Annotated in this window: 23 protein-coding genes; 3 read left to right on the plus strand and 20 right to left on the minus strand. The window is 46.3% G+C overall.

Annotated elements, in window-relative coordinates:
- Nucleotides 1-890: 890 nt before the first annotated feature.
- The 5 genes from G547_RS24085 to G547_RS23180 all read right to left on the minus strand — a co-directional run bounded on the left by G547_RS24085 (nt 891) and on the right by G547_RS23180 (nt 3,916).
- Nucleotides 891-1,067, minus strand: a complete 177-nt coding sequence (locus G547_RS24085; RefSeq protein WP_425411502.1) for a hypothetical protein — start codon at nt 1,065-1,067, stop codon at nt 891-893.
- 11 nt (nt 1,068-1,078) lie between these two features.
- Nucleotides 1,079-1,573 carry a rod shape-determining protein gene (locus G547_RS21765; protein ID WP_051235590.1) on the minus strand — a complete coding sequence of 165 codons (495 nt, stop codon included), beginning with the start codon at nt 1,571-1,573 and terminating at the stop codon, nt 1,079-1,081.
- A gap of 138 nt (nt 1,574-1,711) precedes the next feature.
- Nucleotides 1,712-2,269: a dihydrofolate reductase family protein gene (locus G547_RS0115565; RefSeq protein ID WP_027330650.1), complete on the minus strand. Its 558-nt coding sequence runs from the start codon at nt 2,267-2,269 to the stop codon at nt 1,712-1,714.
- Nucleotides 2,270-2,563: 294 nt separating this feature from the next.
- Nucleotides 2,564-3,301, minus strand: a complete 738-nt coding sequence (locus tag G547_RS0115570; protein ID WP_027330651.1) for an alpha/beta hydrolase — start codon at nt 3,299-3,301, stop codon at nt 2,564-2,566.
- 99 nt (nt 3,302-3,400) lie between these two features.
- The gene (locus G547_RS23180) at nt 3,401-3,916 is read right to left on the minus strand and encodes a P-loop NTPase family protein (protein WP_084646092.1); all 516 of its coding nucleotides are present in this window, start codon (nt 3,914-3,916) and stop codon (nt 3,401-3,403) included.
- Between the two features lie 599 nt (nt 3,917-4,515).
- Here G547_RS23180 and G547_RS0115580 point away from each other — a divergent pair.
- A complete protein-coding gene (locus tag G547_RS0115580) occupies nt 4,516-5,274 on the plus strand; it encodes a translation initiation factor eIF-2B alpha/beta/delta subunit family protein (RefSeq protein WP_027330653.1) in 759 nt (252 codons plus the stop codon).
- A 121-nt stretch (nt 5,275-5,395) separates the two neighbouring features.
- On the opposite strand, the gene G547_RS0115585 is transcribed toward G547_RS0115580, so the two are convergent.
- The 8 genes from G547_RS0115585 to G547_RS0115625 form a co-directional block, all read right to left on the minus strand.
- On the minus strand, nt 5,396-5,821 hold the full coding sequence (locus G547_RS0115585) for a GNAT family N-acetyltransferase (protein ID WP_027330654.1): 426 nt from the start codon (nt 5,819-5,821) through the stop codon (nt 5,396-5,398).
- Between the two features lie 119 nt (nt 5,822-5,940).
- Complete coding sequence (locus G547_RS0115590) at nt 5,941-6,360, minus strand: GNAT family acetyltransferase (RefSeq protein ID WP_027330655.1); 420 nt, start codon at nt 6,358-6,360, stop codon at nt 5,941-5,943.
- Nucleotides 6,361-6,833: 473 nt separating this feature from the next.
- Nucleotides 6,834-7,061: a hypothetical protein gene (locus G547_RS0115595; RefSeq protein ID WP_027330656.1), complete on the minus strand. Its 228-nt coding sequence runs from the start codon at nt 7,059-7,061 to the stop codon at nt 6,834-6,836.
- 218 nt (nt 7,062-7,279) lie between these two features.
- Nucleotides 7,280-7,684: an ABZJ_00895 family protein gene (locus G547_RS0115605; protein WP_027330657.1), complete on the minus strand. Its 405-nt coding sequence runs from the start codon at nt 7,682-7,684 to the stop codon at nt 7,280-7,282.
- A gap of 89 nt (nt 7,685-7,773) precedes the next feature.
- The gene (locus G547_RS0115610) at nt 7,774-8,880 is read right to left on the minus strand and encodes a hypothetical protein (RefSeq protein WP_027330658.1); all 1,107 of its coding nucleotides are present in this window, start codon (nt 8,878-8,880) and stop codon (nt 7,774-7,776) included.
- 12 nt (nt 8,881-8,892) lie between these two features.
- Nucleotides 8,893-9,303 (minus strand): hypothetical protein, encoded by a 411-nt coding sequence (locus tag G547_RS0115615; protein WP_027330659.1) that lies wholly within the window; start codon nt 9,301-9,303, stop codon nt 8,893-8,895.
- A 788-nt stretch (nt 9,304-10,091) separates the two neighbouring features.
- Nucleotides 10,092-10,526, minus strand: coding sequence for a hypothetical protein (locus tag G547_RS0115620; protein WP_027330660.1), 435 nt, complete (start codon nt 10,524-10,526; stop codon nt 10,092-10,094).
- Nucleotides 10,527-10,618: 92 nt separating this feature from the next.
- Entirely contained in the window at nt 10,619-11,089 is a 471-nt protein-coding gene (locus tag G547_RS0115625; RefSeq protein ID WP_027330661.1) for a hypothetical protein, read from the minus strand.
- A 598-nt stretch (nt 11,090-11,687) separates the two neighbouring features.
- Here G547_RS0115625 and G547_RS0115630 point away from each other — a divergent pair.
- Nucleotides 11,688-12,722 carry a LysM peptidoglycan-binding domain-containing protein gene (locus G547_RS0115630; protein ID WP_027330662.1) on the plus strand — a complete coding sequence of 345 codons (1,035 nt, stop codon included), beginning with the start codon at nt 11,688-11,690 and terminating at the stop codon, nt 12,720-12,722.
- A gap of 21 nt (nt 12,723-12,743) precedes the next feature.
- Nucleotides 12,744-13,142: a hypothetical protein gene (locus G547_RS0115635; protein WP_027330663.1), complete on the plus strand. Its 399-nt coding sequence runs from the start codon at nt 12,744-12,746 to the stop codon at nt 13,140-13,142.
- A gap of 183 nt (nt 13,143-13,325) precedes the next feature.
- Here G547_RS0115635 and G547_RS0115640 read toward each other — a convergent pair whose 3' ends face one another.
- The 7 genes from G547_RS0115640 to G547_RS21775 all read right to left on the minus strand — a co-directional run bounded on the left by G547_RS0115640 (nt 13,326) and on the right by G547_RS21775 (nt 21,463).
- Entirely contained in the window at nt 13,326-14,285 is a 960-nt protein-coding gene (locus G547_RS0115640) for a bacteriophage abortive infection AbiH family protein (RefSeq protein ID WP_036189069.1), read from the minus strand.
- A gap of 47 nt (nt 14,286-14,332) precedes the next feature.
- Nucleotides 14,333-15,178 (minus strand): HNH endonuclease signature motif containing protein, encoded by an 846-nt coding sequence (locus G547_RS23485; RefSeq protein WP_027330665.1) that lies wholly within the window; start codon nt 15,176-15,178, stop codon nt 14,333-14,335.
- Entirely contained in the window at nt 15,162-16,757 is a 1,596-nt protein-coding gene (locus G547_RS0115650; protein ID WP_027330666.1) for an AAA family ATPase, read from the minus strand. The genes G547_RS23485 and G547_RS0115650 overlap by 17 nt, the downstream gene beginning before the upstream one ends.
- A gap of 258 nt (nt 16,758-17,015) precedes the next feature.
- Nucleotides 17,016-19,298, minus strand: a complete 2,283-nt coding sequence (locus tag G547_RS0115655) for a DEAD/DEAH box helicase (protein WP_027330667.1) — start codon at nt 19,296-19,298, stop codon at nt 17,016-17,018.
- Nucleotides 19,288-20,058: a hypothetical protein gene (locus tag G547_RS0115660; RefSeq protein WP_027330668.1), complete on the minus strand. Its 771-nt coding sequence runs from the start codon at nt 20,056-20,058 to the stop codon at nt 19,288-19,290. The genes G547_RS0115655 and G547_RS0115660 overlap by 11 nt, the downstream gene beginning before the upstream one ends.
- 1 nt (nt 20,059) lies before the next feature.
- A complete protein-coding gene (locus tag G547_RS23190) occupies nt 20,060-20,746 on the minus strand; it encodes a DCL family protein (protein WP_084646101.1) in 687 nt (228 codons plus the stop codon).
- A gap of 138 nt (nt 20,747-20,884) precedes the next feature.
- The gene (locus tag G547_RS21775; protein ID WP_036189076.1) at nt 20,885-21,463 is read right to left on the minus strand and encodes a hypothetical protein; all 579 of its coding nucleotides are present in this window, start codon (nt 21,461-21,463) and stop codon (nt 20,885-20,887) included.
- Nucleotides 21,464-21,577: the final 114 nt, after the last annotated feature.

The raw sequence follows: 21,577 nt of genomic DNA on the forward strand, positions 1-21,577 counted from the left end.
TGTAGGCTTGTCTCTTTTTACGTGCCATTTTGAACACCTCAATAGTGGTTTATCTAACTATAGAAGGTGTCCACCAATTGTGGGTAACACGGATGGCTAACGCCGCTTATAACCGGCAGTCCGTGGCGAAGTGATCTTGCACCACTTTCGGTGGTGAAATGTAGAACTTCACTCTTGAATCTAAGTATTTTACTCAACCCATTCACCATTGATATTTATTATCCTGCATGGATATAAATCCTCTGACTCCCGGTTGTTACGTTGGCATCCCACCAGTGCACTTGTTCTTGCATGCTCTACGGAAGTTCTATTCGATTTCCAATCCCATGCTCCAGACAATGACTGAGCGAAAGCCTTGTTCTCGCTGGCCGCTAAGTACTTCTCCCTAAAGGACTCTAACGCCTTGTTACTAATGATTGATTCTAAGCCATTTTGATTGTTCTCATATATGGCAATCGAGCTGTTTGGACTTGGAGGTGAAGCGCCTGATCCGTGTTGCTGGCTTGTTGTGCATCCAATCAAAATCGTTAAAGATAGCACTATCAAGGTTCTGGTCATGTTAAATCCCCCCTCCTGGGTTGTCGGATACATAGTTAACATTGGTATATCGCGCATGCTCGATATCATTCCTGCGGGTGCGCAATATCCTTCCGTCTATTCCGGTAACTATTTGTTTTTGCGGGAATTTTTGAGGCGGGGGCGGAAAGCACGCAGTCCCTCGCCGTCATTCACGCATCGTGGTAACGCAGTAGCCGTGTTGGCTGATATCCTTTGACATAAATTGCCACATAGAAGGCGGTCTGGCAACCCTAAAAGCTCCTATCGGTGACCGAGCAGGCTAACGAGCATGAAGCCCGCAGCGTTGGAAGAACTCCATGAATGCAGCTCTCTCAGACTGGATAAGGGGCTTGGGCAGACCAAGGTCGTTGACCAGGGAATTCTGGATTATCCGATGTGGCGGGGCCGAATGAGAGGTTGTCCAGCTGATACTCCTTGGGAACAAACCGATAATGCCCCCTTATCTCGAAGCCAAAGAGAATGTCTTCAATGTATGGCCCGGCGCCAATGTTGTGAACGACTAATGGGCGTCAGAAAGAGCCGATACCTTGAAGTTATGAACATCTAGCTCTTCACCTACGTGAAGGTGGACGGCGTGAGCTCCCGCACCCAGGCACAGCTCCCTAAACAGGCGGCACTCGATGTCGGTAAGACCGCCTTCCAGCTTTTCTCTGGGGTGGATGACGATTACAGGGCTTGGGTTAAAGACCTTTCTGGCACAAACGGTTCGGACTCCATGTTGCAGGACCTTCTCTGCTTTCAAGAAGTTCTTTACCAGAAGTCGGGGGTGAGAAAACGGGTTCGATGCCTCAGTTCCGTGACGCCCTTGAATGGCGTATGCCTCATCTCCAACCGCGACAACGATCTGCTTTTTGCTGTTGCGAATGTCTAAGGCAATCCAGGGTTTCTGGTCATACACACGTCGGGACTCAATATGCGTTATCTTTATCCGGTTTTCCCAGATCTGGACATAAAGGGTCTCGGAGAACAGTCCTCTAATAAACCGTAGTATCATTATCTATCCTGTTAATCATCTAGCCTCACTGTCTAATGGCGACATGGAGAGCGCCTGTGGCTGGTGTGAAGAAAATCGATGCCGCACAGCGGCCGATGTTTGATCGCCCTGTTAGAGGCAACATGACCCCTCTTCGAGTCAACGCGTGCGCCGGTAGTGCATGGCGACCGCGCCGCTGAGGAGCGGCTTCGCCGAGATCAACTCGAGCCGTCGCGTGTTGGGCAGCCCGCTTTCGTACAGGGTCGGGCCGTGGCCAGCGATTCTCGGGTGGATGAGCAATTTGTACTCGTCGATCAGATCTAGTCCGTCCAGCTCAGCTGCGAGCTTGCCGCTACCGAGGAGTACACCGTCTGGGGTAGCGTCCTTGAGCTTCTGTACGCCCGTGCGCAGGTCGCCAGCGATGTGGTGGCTGTTGATCCACGGGAAGTCCGTTCGCGTCGACGACACGACGTACTTCGGCTTGGTTTCCAGCTTAACCGCCCACTCGCGCACCGCCGGCGGCGCCTCCACATCGCCGCGGACAACCGCCGGCCAGTAGCTCTCCATCATCTCGTAGGTGACGCGGCCCCAGAGCATGGCCCCGCTCTCGTCCATTAGGCGGGTGAAGAAGGTGTGTGTCTCGTCGTCGGCGATTCCTTCCTCGTGGTCGACGCAGCCGTCCAGGGTGACGTTGAGGCTGAAGGTTAGAAGTCCCATGATTTTCTCCGTTCGAGATGCGCGACAAGTCGCTCGCAGTCTGGGCTCCATAGGCTCGGCCCAATTCGCGGGTTGCTCTTCCTGCCATACGTCCCATCATTTTAAGCCCTACGCGTAGGGCGGTCACTGTAATGGCCATTTATTAAATGGTCCTCTAAGACCGATAAGATTTCCAAAAGGATCGGCGAGCTGGCACATCCCGCTGTTATCCTCTATCTCCATTCGCCCGTGATACAACTTTTCTCCTAGTTTTACGAGTCGGTCTATTTCGTCAGTTAGATCGTTAACCTCTCTTCAATTTCGACACTCCGACTCGCCTGATGAGAACTTCAAGAGCGCCTCGGAAATATGACTTTTGAGCCATTCAGGCCCATTGTCAGTCATATTGTTGTGCAGAGCCTGTGGGAACTCCAATATGCAAATTCCTAGCAATGCCTGCTCTTCGGGCGTCGGAATTACACCTTTATCGGCGGGGAAATCGCCAGCCCGTAAAGAAAGTACGCGAAGCCCGTTAACCTTCGGGAGGGGGACTCTCCGATGATCGAGAGTGATTAGCGCATCGACCGCGGAAGCGTCATGATTTGCCACCCAGGCTGAAATATCGCCGCCATTGGAGTGGCCAATCAGGGTTAGCCTATTGAAGTCATAGCCCTGACGCTGTCTTTTCATACTGCTGACAACAACCCTAAGTGTTTCCGCGCCTCTGCGCCAGTTTTCTATTCTGGTTTGATAGAGGTCGCCAGATGTTGAAAGCGGCGGGTCGCCAGGGAGCTCATGGCCTACGGCAAGCACAAGATATCCTAGCGTGGCGTAGGCATTGACGACAAACTCATAATCCGTAGGGGAAACTCCATACCCAGCGCTCAGAATGGCCACCGGGCACTTGGATTGAGCTGTGCAGTCACTTTGATTGGCGGGCTCATAAATCTGGACGGGAATTGCTCTATCTCTCGATTGATCAACGATATGAACCGCCTCCGCATTAAGAGTAAATGAACACAATGCGACAACAATGAAATAAATCGTTCTCAAAGGGTACTCCTTTGGCTAACGCCCCCAGCAGGGGAGTACTTTGCATTTTGAACGTAGCGAAGCAAAATATTTCCCCCTGCCTTGGATTGTTGTATGCATTTATATGACATTTCGGGATACAAAGTTATTTAGCTCAGAGACCGACTTAACAATATATAATGACTTTCTATCTGACATTGCTTCTAATCTGGAAGTGAAATCATCATTCCAGAATTTTGGGCATAGCCGTAAAACTTTATAGCTCTCAAGAGTACCTTTTATTACTGAACTTCCCTCAGGCCAACCCTCAGGTTTGACAAAAAGCCCTTTTAGAAGTCTCTTTGTCACAAACCAGTAGCTTGTTATGTATGGTAGATCAACGTAAACCAACGTATCAGCTGCTTCCAAACGCTGGTGAAATGAGTTTATTGGTCCAAACCCATCAATGATCCAATTTCCAGACGATAAGATACGCTCATGTGCTTCATCAAATGAAGTGCGATCTACCAACTCCCCATTCTTTTTGTACACTATCGAATCTAGCTGATGTAACTGTATACCAGTTGCCAACGCTAGCGCTTTGCTTAAAGTAGATTTACCGCTTCCGGGCTTACCAAAAACTGCTATTTTTTTCATTCTGCCTCCTTTATGTGAATTATTCCCATGAGGCAGAAACTGGAAACCCACCTCTATGGGGTGGGTTTGATATATTATAGACGCATCAAAACTCCCACCATTCCTATGGAATGATGATAATTCGAGATACTTTTTGCGTAAGATTCAGGTTCATACTTTTATCCTGCTAGAAGAACGACATCATTTCAACTGAAAGTTGGATGAAGATGCTCTCGAAAGCATATAACATTGGTATATCGCGCATGCTCGATATCATTCCTGCGGGTGCGCAATATCCTTCCGTCTGTTCCGGTAACTATTTGTTTTTGCGGGAATTTTTTGAGGAGGGGTCGGAGAGCACGCAGTCCCTCGCAGTCATTCGCGCATTGTGGCAAAGCAGCAGCCGTGTTGGCTGACATCCTTTGCCGTAAATTGCCATATAAAGAGCGGTCTGGCAACCCAAAAGGCTTCTGTCGGCGACGGAGCCGACTAACGAGCCTGGAACCAGCCTTCCCCGGATTTTCTGGCATCGCTGGGCGGCTGTAGAGAATGCTTCAAACCACACTCAGTTTTGGGTAGTGTCTCATTTCTGTCCGACACCAATGGTAGGGAGCAATATCATGTTTGAGCAGGAGATAGCCAGCATTGTCGCCGACCGGGAAAGCGGCTCCTCCCAACTGGTAGCCCGCATCCAGAGGGCGCTTTTCGGCCTTGAAAGCAGCCAGCCTGACCGACAGCAACTGCAGTGGGCATTCCAGCAACTTCGACATGTCGACCAATCAATGGTGGTGGTCCACCACCTGCTTGAGGAGCTGGAGCCCTCCATCGGTTCCGGGTTTTTCGAGGCGCTGCGAGACTACGAGCGACACTGGTCCGACCTTCCCCGCCGAGTGGCCGCTCGCCTGATTGAGGCGCGAAACTGGGATGACAGTCACGTCCTGGTGCATAGCCACAGCGGCATGTTGCTGGAGGCGATTAGGCGTGTTACGGAACGGTATCGCGGGCTAACCATCTGGCAAACGCGCTCGGACCCCGGCGGCGAGGGGTTAACCCAGTACAGGGAGCTGCAGGATCAGGGGGTGATGGTACACATGGTGGAGGACAGCCAAGTGCCGGAACTCGCCGCCTCCATGAGCGCCGCCTGGTTGGGCGTTGACCAATACAACGACCGGGCCTTTGTCAACAAGCTCGGCAGCAAACGCATCGCGGAGGAGATGAGCCGCGCCGGGAACACCACCTTTGTGCTGGGAGATCCGCGCAAGCGCGTCGACACCCTGGACTTCTCAAGCACCTTGTTCGAAGCAGTCCCCTTTACCGGTGACACCTGCCTGATTGAGGGTGAGCCCTATGAAGGCAATAGCATTTCCCCGCGTGTCTAAACTGACGCCTGTTTTCTCGCCTTCATGCTGATATTGTCACCATTCCGTTAAGTGGGGCTTAGGTGTCTACTTTATTGGGGAAGGTCTACCGCCGCTTGCGGCGGTGTATTGGTACGCTTTGTTAGCGCCTTTCTGAGAAGACATCAATTTGCCTCTCGGACCGAGGGTAGATATACGCTGATCGTTGCTTGTACCAGCCCTGATTCTCGTAAAAACCGCTCGCGCCTTGGGCGGCTACCAGCATTGTTGTAATGAAAGGACTGAGGTCGCTCTCCAACTCCCTTAATATGTGTTTCCCTATTCCCCGCCTTTGAAAGCTTGGGAGAACAACCAAGTCCACTATCCAGCCATAGTAAACTCCATCATCAACTGTACGCCCAAACCCCACAAGCTCATTGCCAGCGTATGCGAAGCGAACAAAGCTACTGCTCTGGAAGGCGCGTTCGATCTTATCCGGCGACCGTGCCCCCCAACCTACCTGCTCGAAAAGGTATGAGACCCGATCCCACGGGACTTCTTCTAAAGTGTTGCTATATTCAATATTCATATGAGTTCACTTGTGGCTAACGCCCGAAATAGCGGAATATTTGGAGTGTATTGTTTTTCGGTAGCGTAGCGTAAACCGTAAAACAAGGAACAGAAAAAATTTTCGACTGATTGCGATCGTTATGCATCTGGTATTAGTCTTTTCCCGATACTGACAACGTCATCTTTTGCGTACGCCATATTATTATAGAAACCCAATACGCGATCATTACTACTACGGATTACGATGTTTATTTTTGGACAACCCAATTTCGTAAGTGCCTTTTCGATGTGTTCCATCATTTTCTGGCCATAGCCGAGACCTTGGCTATCTGGACTTACTGCCAAGTAAAACACAGAGCCTCTATGGCCATCATAGCCAGCCATGGCTGACGAGATAATTTTCTCACCAACACTGCCCACGAAGAACAAATCGGGTTGAAATCGTACCTTTCGATCAATATCTTTATTTGGATCGTTCCATGGGCGCGTGAGATTGCAAGCTTTCCATAGCTCAATGATATCTTCTCGATCAGGCTCGTTAAACTTTCGAATTTCCATATCTCTCCCATTCATAACATTGGGATACCCCGCATGCCCGACATCATTCCTGCGGGTGCGCAATATCCTTCCGTCTATTCCGGTAACTATTTGTTTTTGCGGGAATTTTTGAGGCGGGGTCGGAAAGCACGCAGTCCCTCGCAGTCATTCGCGCATTGTGGCAAAACAGCAGCCGTTTTGGCTGACATCCTTTGACGTAAATTGCCACATAAAAGGCTGTCTGGCAAGCCTAAAAGCTTCTGTCGGGGACCGAGCCGGCTAACGAGCTATAAGCCCGCTAGCACACGAATTTGCGGGCGTTGCTGGGCCTGTTCGTCGTAAATGCGCCAATACTCACGCCGCCGTTGGGTCCTGTCTCATTCAGGCCGACTGGTCGTGGTGTTGGAGGAACTCCATAAGTGCAACTCTCTCAGATTGGAGAAGGTGCTTTGGCAGGCGAAGGTCGTTAACCAGGTACTTTGGACACCAAGCCGTCAGAGCGCCTCCATGTGCCAACCTTCCTCGGTCGCTACCAGGCGATCTGTCAGGCCGAGGTTGTTCAGGAAAATATCGTCGTGTGCCACCACGATCGACACGCTTTGGTAGCGGCTTAACATCATTTCCAGCGCCTCGGCGGAAGGTACACTGAGGTTGGTGAAAAGCGTTCTAACGTCCGGCAGAACAAGAGAAACCCCTTTCAGGGTGAGATAGGTAGTCGTCATGTGATACTCCATGGATGCCAACAACTCCCCCGGCTACTGGGGGCGGGTTGAGACTGGCCGTCACGGAGACGGCGGCATCAATGACGCATTGGACTAATACCTATAGATGTCAGGGTAGGAGGCAAATATTGTACAAGCGGTTATCACTATGGGCAATACGTAGTCAAAATCAGCATTACAGGAAACCTTGACGCCTCGGCAATGTGCCAGATGAAGTTTTAACTCTCCACCAAGTCTGAGCGTTGCTTCACAAGCGCCTTCTTCACCATAAAGTTGATAAACATCAATAGCAAAAAATGCAGTGGTGCGATGATAACTACCCCGATTAGTAGGTAAGTCACGGGGATGTCATTCGCCAGCGCAGTGGGAGTACCCAACACCATGCTGGTTAAAATGTCACCGGCCAGAGCCAGAAAGATCAGATGCCACTTTTCGTCGTCTCTAACGAGACGGGTATTCTTTGTCGAGAACGAATAAAAGCACCAATAGGCCGCGCCCATCAAAATGGGCGCGTTCACACCGCTTGCCATTCCGACACCAAGCAGGCTTATCACAACGCCTGCCGCAGCCATCGCCAACGTATAAATTACTGTGAAACGGATAAAGAATCCAAGCTTACTCATTGTCACTCCGTGCTATGCGTCCGTTCTAAATAGCTATATGTATAAGGGGGCGCTCTTCGGGATTAACGCCTAAGTAATCGTTGCGTTGCTCACATAGAACTACCGGGAAAGAAAATATTTCTGGTTTGCTTTGCCTGTACCAGCGCCGCCATGACTTTCGCAAACTCCTGAGGTCTCCGCTCGAGTAACGATAGCCGGTCGACGTACTCTCGTAAAAAGGGTTCTACCAGAAAATACACCATGTTGGCCCCGTTCAGCTCATAGCGGAGCAAGCGCCACACTCTGGGGCTTGCTTGATTTAGGCGGCGACTCGCATCTCCCGCTCTGTCCAGGAAGCCCTGCGCTTGCAGAAGCGTCAGCAGGGTGCCGGCCAACCCGCCTTTCAGCCCCCGCATGTGGGTGCGAAGCTTTGCGAGGTCGCGTTTAGTGGCATTAATGCCGGGGCCTTGGTTTAAAAGCTTCTTGCTGATGCTGGCGGCGAGTACTGCTCCCATAGCCGAAGCCAGCTTCTTTCCGATTTGCTTGCCGATAAAGCGTTTGGAGGGATTGCTTAGAAGGTCAATCGCCTCGTTCACATCATTTTGGTCGATATCTTTGATAATTCCCATGGAGACTGCCTTCATCAGCGAGACCGCGTTGATCGAATCTGGCAGTATGAAGGCACCATCTTGATAAGCGTTGCGGAGCACCCATTCCGGAATAACGGCGGTATACTCATTCACGATGGTGAGTACCGCTTGGGACAGGGGGTTTTCTAGCGTATCGATGTCAAACGTGACAAGTTTTTCGAAGCAGGTGGTGGCGAACTGATAGGCTGCCAGGTTTTCGTCGCCCACGTTCTGAAACGCCTCGTCTCCGTTCAACATAAGCCCCTCGCCGGTTCGCTCGATCCCGTCGGTAATGGTCTGCGCTCTTCCCACTGTTTGATGACGAATGCCATCTATTACGCCCGCAAGCGTCGGTGAGAGGCCGTCTATAGGCTGCAGTGCCTCGTGGAACGTGGATGGCTTCGTTAATGTTCGATAGGTAGGCCCGTGGCATCCAAAGTTGCACTCCTTCCAGGCGGACTCTGCGGCCTTTCCCCTAATAAAAAAATCAATATTGGAGGTGGGGAGGTCAGACCTGCCTTTTAAGTAGCGTTTAACGCCAAGCTCACTGATAAGTGCTCCATTGTACGTACTATCCGTGTTGGACATATGTCCTCCTGACTATTGAATATGAATACTGTTGAGAAAGCGCTCTTTGTGCTCTTGAACTTTACCTATGTCTTCATCGCTCAGGCTGAAGACCACGAATACATCATGAGGCTTGTTGTGAACCTTGGAAACCGTTAGCTCGTACTGTGTATGCCCAAGGAACTGGTCCTCCCAAGTGGCTGTTTCAGAGGAGAACTTTCCGATGGTTTCAGAGTGCCGGCTGAAGTTCTCGATAGTGTCTTTTTCGTGGACTTGAAACTCTTTAAGAAAGCGATTGGTGACGTAATCCAGCGCCAGGTCCCGATCTTCAGAGATCAGCACAGTAGCAGTAGAGAACTCGGAGATATTCAGCCCGATGCCTCGGCTGGTGTATATAGAAGGGGAACTATCGTAAGACAGAGTCCAGTCGCCGGGGTAAGCCAAACTGACTCCATTTTCTTCGTACTTTTTGTAACTATCAGGGACTTTGGTAAGGCTGTCTGAGCCCCCTTGATTGTCAGTGCAGGCAACTATTAACGTTAGAAATACCAGTAAAGTGGCGTGTAATACTCGGTTAAAAGTGTCCATATTAGGAGCTCAAACTCTAATCCTTGGTCGGAAAGGTCCGTTACGGAGAAACGTATAGTAAAACTGTTGTAAACTCCTTTGCAACACCCAATTCAATCGTTTTTCCGACACGCCTATTGACGGTTGGCTCGGAACGAAAGATTCTAAGTAGGTTGCCGGAAAAGCGTGAAATGGCTCACGTTTTTGGGTTGTCTCTCGGGTTTCTACCGAATCCAATATTCCTTCAGGTTTTGATCGCGGAACCTGGCTGTCTTCGGTGCCGGGCTCGGTGGAGTTGAGCTTGTACGGAAACCTTTGTTACCACGATAACTTTCAATGCGGGTTTACTTGCATCAGAACATTGCAGGATGATGCGGTCGCTCTTAACTATAATCTGGAAAAGCCAAATTTACGCTCCTATAAAGAGGTAGATAAGTTCCTAGAACGGCACCTGAAAGCTTGGAAGTGCCGTCCGCAGTAGATCGAACTCTCTATCTATATTATGTACCCCGTAGATCAAGTTGAGGCCTGCTCGTCGCTTTTTCGCTCATAGCGCCCCCTCGGTTAATTTGGGCCGTGTGTCTACTTTTCTTGGGGGAGGCTTCTCCGGCGCCCGGAAGGGCGCGAACTGCTGCACATGGTTATGTAATTTTGCAATTCGATCCCTACCTACTCAAAATCGCGATAGTCAAACCAACTACGTTTAGAAAAATCCCCAGCCCCCCAACAAACCGGCCTTTCCCTAAGCCGCCTAAATACTTTATCACCGTATTCAGTGGGAATAACACAAGCAGGTATAAAAGGACTGCAAAGTATAGCAGTATGGATTTTTTTGTATAGTGCAAACCAACCATCATTTCTTCTTTACTTCGCTCAGGCGTTTTGTCAAATTGGGGGCCCTTGAGGACTTCAGGAAGTAGCACTTCGAAGCGTTTCCCAACAACTTCTACATCCGTTTTTAACTGGCATTTGAACTCAATGTTACTCGATAAGTGATTGCCTACCTGTCGCTCGATAAGTTTAATGATCCTAGGATGCCAAATTTCAATATAAGCGAAGAAGGTTCCTATAGCGCTAACTGCAATACTGATTTCAGTCATACTAATATTTCACATAACAGTCGCAGCATGCGCGGCTTTATAGTGGAGGCGAAGCCTCAGCGGAAAAGCCGTCGCCGTGCCTGCACTGGTTATCATTTAATCTCGTAGGAGTAGCTTGCTGCAATAAAATGAAAGGTTGAATACACTATCGCGACGAGAAAGGCAGCAGCCCAGTTACCCGAAAACGCTGTATGCATCGCGGAAAGCAGGATAAGAAACGGTGCCATCACCGCCGTCACGCGTACAGCCAGCGACCCGTTCAGCACAGACGGGGATAAAAGGAGTGCCTGCCGTAAATCAGTGCTCTCAACCATCTTGAGGTTTTTGCTAGCAATGCTCAGGCAGTACATAAGCTGTGCTCCTAAAGCAGTATAAAGGAGCATGACAACGAGCACCCCGAAATTGGCTTCCACTGAAAACCCTAAGATCGGAAGTTTTATTTCCTCAAGCACTTCAGACTTCGCCAAGATCCATACAAATAACGCAATCACGCTAGCGGAATACAGTGCTTTCTGGGAGCTTGCGATCGCTTGCTTAAAATTGTCTTTATAAACGTCGTCCATTGTCTAATCCCAGCTTTTGATAACATTGGTATATCGCGATCGCGCATGCGCGATATCATTCCGTCTAGCACGGTAACTAGTTGTTTATGCGGGAATTTTTTGAGGAGGGGGAGCACGCAATCCCTCGCCGTCATTCGCGCATAGTGGCAAAGCAGCAGCCATATTGGCCGATATCCTATGACGTAAATTGCCACATAAAAAGCGGTCTGGCAACCCTAAAAGCTTCTGTCGACGACCGAGCGCTAAGGCCGCACGCCGCGCACTCCCTCGGCCTCCGCAGGCAGTGAAAACTCTGCTGTACCTTATCCCCCTCCATAGAATGCAAGTACACACCAAGCCCCCCAGCCGGAGCAGAGGGCGGATTATCCCCTGGGCGGAGCCATCCAGCAGCTTCAGGGCGTTGCGAGTGGTTCTAAAGTGAGAAGTGCGTCACTGATAACTATAGTATTCTTTTCTATAGTAGGCGGGTAAACGCGCGCTCTCTGGTGCCGTTTCGTTCAGAACCTTTACGCCAGCCAGAGTGGCTTGCCTGTGGCTTAGGCATTTGCTAACTTGGTGGCGACTCAACGTCGTAGGGACAGCCCGACAAGGAGACTTCATGAACCATTCCGTTACTTCCCCCGAAACCGACACCGTTGTCCATCGTATACGCCCGGGCGATACCTTGAGCGCGATCGTCAAACGTTACTATGGCCCGGTGAGCCCCCAGAGACAGCAAGAGCTGATTCAGCAAATTGTGGCCTCCAACCGCTCCGCCAAAAATGCCAGTACCATCTACGCTGACCAACTATTGAAGCTAGAGGTGCCCCAGCAGTACTGCGCCGCTCCCAAGGGCTTCCCACACCACTTCAGCGCCTCAGATGACTGGTTTATCACGTTAAACGATCATTGGACCAGCGCGTCTCCGGCTGAAAGGGAGGTGACATCGCTGCTGACACCACTGATCATGGGTGGGAGTAGTGCAAAGCTGGCAGCGCTGGACCGAACGTTTAAACAGAATGCGCCGCTACTGCGGGAAATGGTCGAAAACTACGAAAGCTACAAAGGTGGCGATCTAACCAAGGGTCAATATGACTATCGTCGCCGGAAGTTGGTCAGTCAGCTCAGCCAAAAGCTTGGCCCTACCCAATGGTTGCTTAACGGGACCTCTGATCTCTCTGAGGTGCTTCGGATTAGTCGAAATGCGGAGACGAAGCCGGTCTCCCCTTTGAAGCAGCAAGCGAAAAAGCTCGCTAATGCCTCCAGGCTTGCCTCGGCAGGTGGTATTGTTCTTACTGCGGTTTCTCTCAAAATGGCGTGCGATCAAATTGCCGAGGCTGAATCCGGCAAGGAAAAAAGTGGTATCTTGGTCGAAACGGTTACCGCGGCAACTGTAGGCTTGGGTGCCACAACCGGAATTTCAATTGCGGTTGCGCTCGCGGCTACCCCGGTAGGGTGGGTAGCCTCATTGGTGATCGCAACAGGTGTTGCCGCTGTCAGCTATGCTTCAGGACGAGCGGCGCGCCATATGTACGACTCGCTGGGGAACCCGGTCGACCTTTCTGGAGCGACTGGAGTGAGTGCGTTGTGCTCTAATAAAGAGAAGCCGAAGTCCGGTAGATTAGTCGCCCCCGGCCTGTCAATGCGACTTTAAAGATTTGGAAGTCAGAATACGATGCAAAGCACACTTGATGTAATTAATACGATTGGTGTTTACTCTGTAATCCCTGCGATTCCGTTGGTTCTATTGTCGGTTATCTTTGGGCTGGTGCTTCATAACACGTTAATAAGCCGATTGGATCCGCTTCTGTTCAAAGAGCCATACTTCCATAAAAAGGAGTTGAATACCTATGTGGTATGGCCTCTGACGATGTTGAAAACAGTGGGATATATTCTCTTGGTAACGTTTCCCAAGCTGGCTAAGTGGAAGCGCTTTAAAGGCTTTAGCGGCACACTTCCGGTTGGAAAATCGCTTATAGCGCTCTGCTACATTGAGTTGGCGCTTCTCTTCATGGTGATGTTGACCGCTGTTATTATGATGATTACGGGTATGCTCTCGGTGCTTCTTAGCTAAATTATCAGAGCGGATTTTCGCAGTAAATCATAAAAGACTGACAGGGTGGGGGCATTGCAGATTAGTACCATTGGGCTTTACGCCGTACTTCTGCTGTTTTTAGCGGTCTGTTGTGATTGATTGGCTGAGGCTAGTCCAACTGTCCGCTTACGGCCAGTAGCGGACATTGAAGTGTTGTTTATCTTACAATACTTCCATTTTGGTCATGCGAATTTGGCTCTTATGAATACCAAGATTACACAGTGTTTTGGTGTGAGATAGCCGTTCCTCATCCCAAAGGTATGACACAGTGAATTTCGGGGCTCGCCTTATTGATGTTATTATTTTTTCAAAATAAGGAAAATCCACATCTGACAAAGAATGTCCGAGTATAAAAACCTGATCGATATTTTCTAGGCTTGCAAAAAAATCCATGTGGACACGAATGACCGCTTGAGTATCTTTGTAGCTGGAAGAAAAATAGTCTTGCAGAGCAGTTTTTCCTAGTTCGAAGGAGTAATCATACCGATCATTCATTTCCTCTTCCCAAAGCTCAAGCTCATCGTCGCTCAATCCTGCGGGCGCCTTAGGAGGTTCTTCTGTAAAGTTGTTAGCGTCAACACCATGCCCCAGAATTATTTCGTCGTTATTAACCGCCTTACCATGAATGTATGTGATTTGGCTGTCCGATATACCGTAATAGCTTTCCAGTGTGTCGGTATAGTTGAAACTCAGAAATAGCGCATGAGAACCTAAAGAAATGCGTTTGTCTCTAGGTATTACGGTATAGTCGATTTGCGAGATGAATTCATGGAAAGCTTTAATGAGGCCTTTAGTAAGGCTATCAACAACCATCTCCATATCTATCGCAAATGTATTCCAGTCACGATCACGAAAATGGGGGGCGCCAGGGTTGGCAATCGAACCGCTATAAGCCTCATAGACCATATCGACATCTAGTAAGGAGAGGCTGTGCTCGAAGTCCCTCCATAGGGGATCAACAGCTTTGTCGTTTTTATCAATATGAGGTAATCCAAAATACTCTAAGAGCTGATCATAGATAGTGCCATAGTGATCTTGCAAGTATAAGCCGAACGACCTGTAATGAGTATCGAGCCCGTGGTGCAAATCAAAACCGTTACCTATGATATACAGAGAATTCATATTACACTTCTTCCTTCGGCCAATAGCGGACATTACACATAACTTTGTCAGAGAGATTCCATCAATGCCATATACATTACTTTTTTCCAGTGGTTCGCAAATAACGCTCTATCAATCACAGGCTGAAGATTCGTTCTCTTAAAATCCTCAACACTAGAGAAATATTTTAGCGGAGCCAAAACGTCCGCGAGCTCAGCCCCAGCCTTCTTTGAGTACCGTAAACCGAGATCAAATTCATCGAAATGTTTGTTTACACGAGCCTTATCTATATCAGTCCATTCATCTGGTGGCGAAGTATAGAAGTCAAAGACACCTGGCTCTCTCTCATCGTTAGGGTCAGGTGTATAATCTGAAAGAATCCACTGTTGCTCAAAAAAATGAGGCTGATCTAGGATTGGGTGAAGTATCTGCTCTTCCTTAGTTTCAGCATAGGTAGTACCCTTACCATCCATGTTACAATCACGACAAGACGGGATTAGATTGAAAGGAAGGATCGAGAACTGGGAAAAAAAGGCTTTTGGAAGGTAATGATCTAAATTCTTTGGGCTTTCTCCTAACCCTCCACAGAATGGGCACTTATCTGCTGAGGCAAGCAAATTATCATAATGCTCTCTACCAGTTTCCTTATCTCTTAAATAGTATTCGTACAGCCGAATAAGTTCATTTTTCGTTAGATCAGACAGTACAACAGGATTATATGCTCTATCTGTAACTAAGGCAGGAATTAAGTAGAGGTCTCCCGTCAATCCTAAAGTTCGATAACGGTCAGATTCTTGCTCCAGATCATTTGCCGAAGATATTAATCGCTGCTTGTGAGGAAGTCGACTAGCCCCATTTATACATGCCGCCAGCGTATCATTGATGCTCAACTCAGGATCATTCATCCGCATCATTTTGTTTTCCTCCATCCCGATGATTTATTAGGGCTTTCAAAATCGCCCTTCCCTCGTAACCGAGTTGAAATTCAAATTCTCCTAAGATTTCTTCGTAATCTTTTCCTCTAGAAACGGTATGAACAAGTAGGTCATGAAAACCTGAACGTACAACTTCTAGCCCAAAAATTTCACGAGTTAAAATCCCAACATTTTCTCCAAAAGTCTCAACATCTGGGCGTCTAGATTTGGTGGCAAGGCCAATACGATCAATTGTCCACACGCAAGACTTGGGGACTTCTTGCAGCACCACTGGTGAGTGGGTAGCTATAATGGCAACACCATTCCTATCATGTAACAAATCGCTAAGCGCTCTGATAAATGCTGAAAGCAAAGGAGGGTGCAAGTGGCTTTCTGGCTCATCGATTAAAACCAAGGTCTTTTCTTCAACAGCAGCAACTAATCGTGTTATCGTAAGAAGAACGATCGCATGCCCAGAACTCATTAGCTCTAAGTAAGACTTCACTGATTCTAAATAGGCTGCCCGGAACTGACCTGAATCTGATTGAACTCTAAGTTTTGGATTATTTCGGAGTTTCTTATACTTTATTTCTAATTTATCCAATCCCATTCTTTCGAAGTTTACGTCAGATCCAAGCTTATTGATCGCGGCACGCCAACGTTCACTCTTCGCCTTAGATCTAAAACATTCAGTTAGCGCTTTACAGCAATCTTCATGCAACTCAGGTATTGTCCTGAGCCTATCCTGATCCTCACGATCTTTTAGCCCGATATAGAAATAACATGTTCCTTTAGACGGATCAGGTTGCTCTTTCGGTGGATTAAAGGGATCAAAGGCGCTAAAAGATACAGATACCAGACTGCTAAAATAGTCTTTACTAATAGCGACTGGGCACCAAATACCTGTTCCTTCATAAAAACCTGCTTCCGTATTTTCAGGAACTATTACAGCCTTTATCATATCGTTAAGCAAGGTTGTCTTTCCCACACCATTTCTTCCAATAACAGCATGAATATTGGTGCTTGGAGCGGAGCTTGCTTTTACTTTGAACTCCAGCTCTATATCTGAAATTTTTTCTTGTTTTGGCCTTTCAAAAGAAAATTCAAAATCCGTAAGGGGTGGCTGTCCATCTAATACCCTCGCAAATTGTCCTTTGATCATCGACAGGCTAATGTCCCGCAATAAAGAAGTTCTGAACACGTCTTCATCTTTAACTTCTTCTATAATGCTAGGATCAATAACAATATCCCGTAATGATGAAAGAACATCATTTCTTAGTTCTAAAGAAAGTAAAGATAGGTTCTTGTAATAATCAACATCCTGACCTAAAGAAAAATATTTATCACCTAATACTGAAAAACGATTTTCAATTGACTCATAAGTGGACTTACTAGTCTCCTGATTTTTAAACGCAATTTTTATATTTCCAATTCTATGTAACTTTCCATATTCATCATATACATAGAGATAGAACATTGTCACAAATGAAAAGTCATTCCATTTGTCCACTCTCAAATACCCTGTACTCTTACCTTTATCAGGTACGCTACCATCTCTCTGTATAACTTTAAACTTCATTATAAAAACTACTCCCTTGGTTTCCTGTGTTTGGAGTCACGATTGTTGAGCGAAGGTCTCTATCCTTCCAAAATTTCAAGGATCTTTGTGTTCGCCTCTGGGCTTTCAGTTGGCCCGCCGGAATAGACAGCGTCACTGCCCACTCTGTCAGCTTAGTTGTCCAGTTGGCGACTGCTCTTAAATCTAATACAGAGTGGATAAGCTAGCTTCCGGTAACGGCCAGAGGTGGACATTGAGATTGCCAAAGGAAATATATATTTAATCTGGCATGTACCAATCAGTTAGTTCCTGAATTTCACTGGGTGCTTGTTTGACGTTTTCTTTAAAACGGATTTCGTGTTCATCAATATTTGCTATGTATTTCTCAATCTCTCCTACCAAGTCTGGTGGAAATCCATATCTCATTAATAGTATGTGATATGGGTCGTTAGTGCCATATCTAAAAAGTTTTATCACGTCATCTGCTCGTGGATCTTCATTGTGGTCCTTGTATATTTGAAAGGCCGCAACAAAAATATCTGATAAAGAAAACGATATTACCTGATCCATATAGTCATAAGTATCATAGACAACTGCGTCATAGCTAACCTTTGATGATGGAGTGTTGGCTTCATACAGTCCAAAAGCATGGGTTCTATCAATATTTGGAAGCTTTTCGGCGGGTTGAGAAAACTGGGCAAATCCATTGTTCATTTTGTCTCGGTCAGAAATGTAACTAAATCTAATTCCTACAATTTCACGAAAGGACCTTTGTTGAAACATATGGAAAAGTATCGAAACTGCGTTGTTAAAAACATTCTCTTCGCCTCTCATTAAGTCTCTATCTAATGAAATTTCGAAAATCCGTTTTAAAGAGTTTCTGGCAACGCTTCTTTTTAGTTCATTCTGTATGCCTCCGATACTCTCTTTTATACTGTCCGAACTATAGAGTATGTCTAGAAAAAGCTTTGCGTTACTAATGGATTCTAGTCCAGATAGCCGTTCAACCTTTGATAACGGAACATTTTTCTCATCATCAAGTGTGTCGTCTTTTATGGCTTCCAAAAGCTCCCTGTCGTCTTCGTCTTCACTGGGGTCGCAGGTTTCGATTAGTGATGTTTCTTTTAAAGAGATGGTAGAGTTTATCCGCTGGGAGAAAAGTTTTGGATTATTCGTATAAACATAGCCGTAATCGAATTTTATCTCATCTGTCATTCTTCCAGATCGGCCAATGAGGTTTTTAAATGATAATGCTCTTTCTTCTTCAGTTCCTATGAGTCGATTGTTTTCTATCCATACAATATCAAATGGCATATTTATACCTTGAGCCAATGTGCTTGTTGCAAAGCATATAGTGGCGTGACCTCCCCGAATAAAGCTTTCAATAAGAAAACGAACTTCGAGCGGTATTGACCCATGGTGGATAACAACTCCTTTTCTAAGAAGCTCTATCATTGTTGACTTATGAGTACTGTTATCAGCCCCTAGTATATGCTGTATTTCTTCTATTATTTTTAGCCCGCCTAAAGAAGAAGTTGGGGGCAAGCTGTTTATGTATTCATCAAACCCAGTTAAAAAGTCTCCTTTCTTAATAGAATTTTTTGATACATAGACCAAGATTGAGTTTTTTCCATTTAGAGCAAATTCGCTGAATGATCCGTCGAACTCCACGCAATTGTTTATTTTATGTCCATTTTCAGTATACGGAGAAAAGTAATAGCTTTTCTGATTATCATGCTTGAATATGCAAATCTTTCCTACAGTTCCGAATGGGTATGCTTTTGAGAAGCATTGGTTTCTATCTATGCCATGTTTGTTGAAATGGGCTTCTGGATTGTTAATGAATGGGTGTGCGAATATTAGCTTGGAATTGGGAAAATTTCTTTTAATCCTTCTTATCATTACATCAAATATAAGGCCGCGCTTTTTTTCATCAGTAATCTGGGCTTCATCGAAAAAAAATATTTCTATATTAAGAAGTTGCTTTAATTTATACAGATCCTTGGTTCTTTCTGGAGTTAGTATAAATATTCTTCTTAATTCTCTTCCCTTGAAAACATGGTCGGCAAATGAGGATATCATTACTGATTTGTCCTCGCTAAATCGCCTCTGCATTGAACCCACATATTCAGCAATGAGCGCTCTTGAGGGTACGACTATGACAGCATCCCCCGTGCTTGATGCAATTAGTTCTCGGATGGAAAAGGACTTCCCGGCACTGGTAGGGGCTGATATTGATGTGTATTTTTTAGTTTCGGTTGCGTTTCTTATGCTCGCTTGAACAGGTGTGAGTTTTTTTCCATACAATTTCTCATTATGCTTCCCGAATCCAGACATTAGGAATGAATAAAGATCGCTCGGTTTATCCAGTTTGTAATATATACCTAGCGCGGAAATAATCTTTTCCTCAAATTTTATAAATATCTCATTGTGAAATTCTTTGTAGAAGCTTAGTTTTTCTAAAATATCGCTAACCCGTGGGCCTTCCTTATGTAGCCTTTGCAGAAGAATGGATATGTCGTTCTCCGGGCTTTCACTTTCTCTTATTGACTTAATTATCATGACTTACTCCCACCAGATAAATCCTTTCTGCTGTCAGAAGATGCGGAAGTTCTAGTATGGCATTTATGGCATTTGAATATACGGATAGTGGTTTTTTCGCATTCATTGAAAATGAAAGAATTGCTCCGAAATTTTTCTTTTTAAGGTTGTCACTGGGTTTTCCTTCAGCCAAGTGCATTAAATGTACGTAATCTCTTAAATGCTTTTCTGCTTTAATAAAGCCGTCTGTTTGGCCTGCAGCACCGTCCGTATCACCAGTGTTTCCTCCGTATGGGTTTTTTGTACTGGAATATTTGGCTTCGCCAAAGTTGATTAGGTTTTCAGGACAAATTGTATGGAAATCAAACCCTTCGTTCCCCTTTAATTTTGGCTTCCATAGCTCCGCTATGGGTAGAGATAAGTGGCTGAAGACAAATTCTAATGCTCGTGATGCGCCCATCGAAACCATTATTTCTCCAAACTCTCCGCTGATGCCTTCATTATTTACATGGGTATCGCTACTAAAAATCTCTGTCAGGGCTTCTGCAGTCTCCTCGACGGTTTGCTGATATGCTAATGCAACCCCTTCATCTAATTCCATTATCCAGGATTTATCCATAACCGACTTGGCTAGCTCGTTTGCCAGTTTTGAAAGATTAGATACATGAACATGGCATAGGGAGATTTTTTCTAACGTAGAGGCGGGAACATTTAGCTGGAAGTATGAACAATCCCATTCTGAATCTGTATGTTCTTCCCCAAAAGATAAAGCGTCTGTCATCTTATATGCTTTCCGCAGGTTTAAAATCGAGGAGTTGTTGTTTTAGCTTTCTAAGGTTTGCTTCCTTGCTAAGAATCATTATTGAGGCATTTTTATAGTGATATTCAATCCACTTATTAATTATTTCTGGGTTTGAAATGATGCCTCTCTGATCCTCATCTCCCGGTGCTGGATTGGTCAATGTAATTGATTCATATGTCAAATTATTGAGGTTTAAAAAATCGTCGACCAGATTTTCAAAGCTAGCTCCTGTATAGGATGCATGGCTATTACTCATTGATAAATCTGTACCTAATTCAGGACATGATTTGACGAATGCCAGTTGCTCCCTTTTGAAGGAGGTTATAATGTCTTTTACAGCCCTCCGAAAAGCTATCGAAACAATTGACTTTTGGGGCGCTGGCCGTATGCAATGAGTCCAGCTACAATCTACTTTAGAGCCGTCTACTCGATGGATATAAAGACATCTATTGTTGTGGAAATCTCTTTCAACTTTTATATGATCTATTCCTACGCCTTTTTTATTTTTGTATTCTGAATGCAGCGTAAATAGAGATGTAAAGAATAGTTCATCCTCTATATTTAGTTTATCGCCAAATTCATATTTATTAATTCGACGACGAACCTCTTCTGTCGCAGATTTCTTTGTTCTAAATTGAAAATTTCCAAACGAAATCGGTTTCGACATAAAGCCCCTCTTAATATCTTAATGCAATCATCAATGTCCGCTTTGGGTCGAAAGCGGAATTAGTGCGATCACCTTGGGGCGCACGCTTTGTGGATGGTTTATAGTGCAACGGAAGACCACCCCGACACCAACGCTTTGTTAACCATTAAGAGGTCCATTTTCGCTCAAGGAATTACGCAAGTTATGGAGCGCTCTGATTGATCGGTTGTAATCTGGCAAAGAATATCTTTGATATTCCCGGTCTGCCACTAAAACAATGTGTATATTATTTCGTTGATCCCAGAGCCAATCTAGCTCGTTTTTTAATGCTTGGTCTATGATCTCTCGTTCGACCAGGATTTCGGTTCGCCTTTTGTAGCTGTTGCGGCCACCGTTCCCCTGAAGATAGTTTTTTGTTACAGACTCAACTATGTTACCTACCACAGATACTCCTTGCTTGATAAGCATTTCCTGCCCTGTACCAATAACATTTGTTCGATTTAGCAACCAACGGGTAATATCGGTAGACAGAAGGGCGTAAGAAATATTGCTTTTCAGTATTTCGCAGCTTAAGAATGAGTATCTCTGTCTGTGAGTGTCGCAACGTCGGATGTATCCGTACGGAAAGCGAATCTTCGCATTATCATGATTCCTGTCACCGAGATAATCCTGAATCTCTTGGAGTTTCTGAGACACCTCATTAGAAACCTCTAGCAGGTGGTCATCGTCATGAATCATTCGTCTATCTCCATGTATGCTAGTGTTCCCCACAAAAAGTAGACACCCTAACTATGCGGCCAGTGCCGCCTTTTCCTCGAACGCAACTGGACTCATGCCATCGTTCGCTGAATG

This window comes from Marinimicrobium agarilyticum DSM 16975, assembly GCF_000423345.1.
GTDB classification, from domain to species: domain Bacteria; phylum Pseudomonadota; class Gammaproteobacteria; order Pseudomonadales; family Cellvibrionaceae; genus Marinimicrobium; species Marinimicrobium agarilyticum.

Excerpts from the sequence above, each read along its gene's own strand:
- G547_RS21765 (WP_051235590.1), bottom strand. The coding sequence starts at position 1,573 with ATGATACTACGGTTTATTAGAGGACTGTTCTCCGAGACCCTTTATGTC.
- G547_RS0115565 (WP_027330650.1), bottom strand. The coding sequence starts at position 2,269 with ATGGGACTTCTAACCTTCAGCCTCAACGTCACCCTGGACGGCTGCGTC.
- G547_RS23180 (WP_084646092.1), bottom strand. The coding sequence starts at position 3,916 with ATGAAAAAAATAGCAGTTTTTGGTAAGCCCGGAAGCGGTAAATCTACT.
- G547_RS0115580 (WP_027330653.1), top strand. The coding sequence starts at position 4,516 with ATGTTTGAGCAGGAGATAGCCAGCATTGTCGCCGACCGGGAAAGCGGC.
- G547_RS0115585 (WP_027330654.1), bottom strand. The coding sequence starts at position 5,821 with ATGAATATTGAATATAGCAACACTTTAGAAGAAGTCCCGTGGGATCGG.
- G547_RS0115590 (WP_027330655.1), bottom strand. The coding sequence starts at position 6,360 with ATGGAAATTCGAAAGTTTAACGAGCCTGATCGAGAAGATATCATTGAG.
- G547_RS0115595 (WP_027330656.1), bottom strand. The coding sequence starts at position 7,061 with ATGACGACTACCTATCTCACCCTGAAAGGGGTTTCTCTTGTTCTGCCG.
- G547_RS0115605 (WP_027330657.1), bottom strand. The coding sequence starts at position 7,684 with ATGAGTAAGCTTGGATTCTTTATCCGTTTCACAGTAATTTATACGTTG.
- G547_RS0115610 (WP_027330658.1), bottom strand. The coding sequence starts at position 8,880 with ATGTCCAACACGGATAGTACGTACAATGGAGCACTTATCAGTGAGCTT.
- G547_RS0115620 (WP_027330660.1), bottom strand. The coding sequence starts at position 10,526 with ATGACTGAAATCAGTATTGCAGTTAGCGCTATAGGAACCTTCTTCGCT.
- G547_RS0115625 (WP_027330661.1), bottom strand. The coding sequence starts at position 11,089 with ATGGACGACGTTTATAAAGACAATTTTAAGCAAGCGATCGCAAGCTCC.
- G547_RS0115630 (WP_027330662.1), top strand. The coding sequence starts at position 11,688 with ATGAACCATTCCGTTACTTCCCCCGAAACCGACACCGTTGTCCATCGT.
- G547_RS0115635 (WP_027330663.1), top strand. The coding sequence starts at position 12,744 with ATGCAAAGCACACTTGATGTAATTAATACGATTGGTGTTTACTCTGTA.
- G547_RS0115640 (WP_036189069.1), bottom strand. The coding sequence starts at position 14,285 with ATGAATTCTCTGTATATCATAGGTAACGGTTTTGATTTGCACCACGGG.
- G547_RS23485 (WP_027330665.1), bottom strand. The coding sequence starts at position 15,178 with ATGATGCGGATGAATGATCCTGAGTTGAGCATCAATGATACGCTGGCG.
- G547_RS0115650 (WP_027330666.1), bottom strand. The coding sequence starts at position 16,757 with ATGAAGTTTAAAGTTATACAGAGAGATGGTAGCGTACCTGATAAAGGT.
- G547_RS0115655 (WP_027330667.1), bottom strand. The coding sequence starts at position 19,298 with ATGATAATTAAGTCAATAAGAGAAAGTGAAAGCCCGGAGAACGACATA.
- G547_RS0115660 (WP_027330668.1), bottom strand. The coding sequence starts at position 20,058 with ATGACAGACGCTTTATCTTTTGGGGAAGAACATACAGATTCAGAATGG.
- G547_RS23190 (WP_084646101.1), bottom strand. The coding sequence starts at position 20,746 with ATGTCGAAACCGATTTCGTTTGGAAATTTTCAATTTAGAACAAAGAAA.
- G547_RS21775 (WP_036189076.1), bottom strand. The coding sequence starts at position 21,463 with ATGATTCATGACGATGACCACCTGCTAGAGGTTTCTAATGAGGTGTCT.